The following is a 1724-nucleotide window of genomic DNA, read 5'->3' as shown; positions in this document are numbered from 1 at the left end:
CCCGGATCTTGCATCGGACCTCGGGGTGAGGTGGTCGGCGGCGTAGCCGCTGCGTTCGGTGGTGATTGTGGCGTGGGGGTGTGACAGAGACCGCGATGTCGCGCGCGGTGGGGCGTCGGTTTCCACTGCCGAAGGGCTGGGAGGTCGTCGGGTCGGGCACGTACGCCGAAGATCAGGTCGGTGTGGCGAGCTCGATCAGCCGGTGATGCCCGGCGACGACGAGGCCGGCCCAGGGTGCGGTGTCCTTGACGTGGAGGCGGATCCGTCGTCCGTGCCGGGCCAGGGTGGCGGGGATCGTGAACAGCCGCAGCCGTAGTCGTTTGGGTTCCCACCGGCGGGCGGGGTGCCCGGGAGCGACAGCGAGCAGCTGGGTCCACGCCGTGAGGTCGGTGGCGAGCATGACCAGGGCGCACCAGATCCGGTTCTGGTCGAACCCGTGCAGGGGAAGGTTGCGCAGGCCGGAGTCCTTCGCGATCCGGATCCGGTCCTCGCAGCGGGCGCGGCGCCGGTGGCGCAGCTCGAGGTCGGCCAGCTGAGGGCCCTTGGGGCGAACAGCGTTGGTGGCGAACGCGGTCAGCCGGTACCCGTCGACGTCTTCGAACCTTAGCTGCGCCCCAGGATGGGGCCGTTCGCGGCGCACGATGACCCGCATCCCGGCCGGCCACCCCACCAGGTGGCCGTGGAAGGCCAGGACATCGGTCAGGTCGACCACGTCGGCCCCGTCTCGTACGTCGCCGTCGGCGTTGACCGCGGCCTGCCACGCCGACGCCGGGACCATCTTGTACAGGCTGGGCGTGGTGCCGGGAAGGGTGAAACCGATCGAGTACGACAACCCGCGGCGGGTCAACCACGAGAGGAACTCCTTCGTCCCGCCACCGCCGTCGGCGCGGATCATCACCTTCCGCCCGGGCCGTGACGGGTTGATTCCGGGCAGGCCGGCCAAAGCCTCCCGGGTGACAGCGATGTGATCGGCCGCGGTGTTCGAGCCGGCGTTCCCCGGTCGGAGCCGGATCGCGAGAGCTTCCCCGGTCCCGTCGGCGTCGTTCCTGCGGTGGTCGACGAACGCGCACAACGGGTGAAAGCCGAACCCCCGTTTGAAGTTCGGTGCCGCCTGCTCCTTGTCACAGTGCGCAGTCACCAGCGTGGCGTCGAGGTCCACGATCAACGGATCATCAGCGGTGACACCATGATTCGGTGCGTGTTCCCCCGCCAGCTCCCACGCTCTGGCCCGGGCCGCTTTCCGGGCGGCGCCGACCGCGGCAAGGACCCGGTCGGCGTCGCGAGCCAACATCGTGATGGTCCGTGAGACCGGCGCCTCTGACGCGACCCGACCGTAGATCCCCGGCTCGCACCGCAGGACCGCGGCGTCAGCGAGGCAGTCACCACCCAACGCGAGCGTCACCGCGAGATCGGTGAGCACCTTGGCCGGGTCGTGCACCGCGGTCGGCTTCCGCCACCGCGACACCCCCTCCCGCAGGGCCACGCTCAACCCCGTCACTTCTGAGGCCGTCGTCAGCAGCACCCCACCCGCGGAACCGACCGCCGCGATCGGCGCCGAGTCGACACGAACAGACGGATAGAACCCGGTAGTCTTCTTCACCTGGAAGGTGCTCCTCGAACTGCTGCTGATAGAGACGTCGCAATCCCTATCTTCCCAGTTCAGGGGCACTTTTCAGCCCACGCGACAGCCCCCCGCAGCACCCGTCGATGAAATCTCCGGGCTA

The 1724-nt window shown here is 69.4% G+C and carries 1 protein-coding gene; it reads right to left on the bottom strand.

The window, feature by feature from the left end:
• Positions 1-172: 172 nt before the first annotated feature.
• A complete protein-coding gene (locus tag BA895_RS18065; RefSeq protein WP_070193290.1) occupies positions 173-1600 on the bottom strand; it encodes an IS1380 family transposase in 1428 nt (475 codons plus the stop codon).
• Between the last annotated feature and the right edge of the window lie 124 nt (positions 1601-1724).

The sequence above is a fragment of the Humibacillus sp. DSM 29435 genome (assembly GCF_001758225.1).
In the GTDB taxonomy this organism is placed as follows: domain Bacteria; phylum Actinomycetota; class Actinomycetes; order Actinomycetales; family Dermatophilaceae; genus DSM-29435.
Note: the sequence above shows the minus strand (reverse complement) of the source record. Positions and strands in the feature narration are given on the sequence as shown.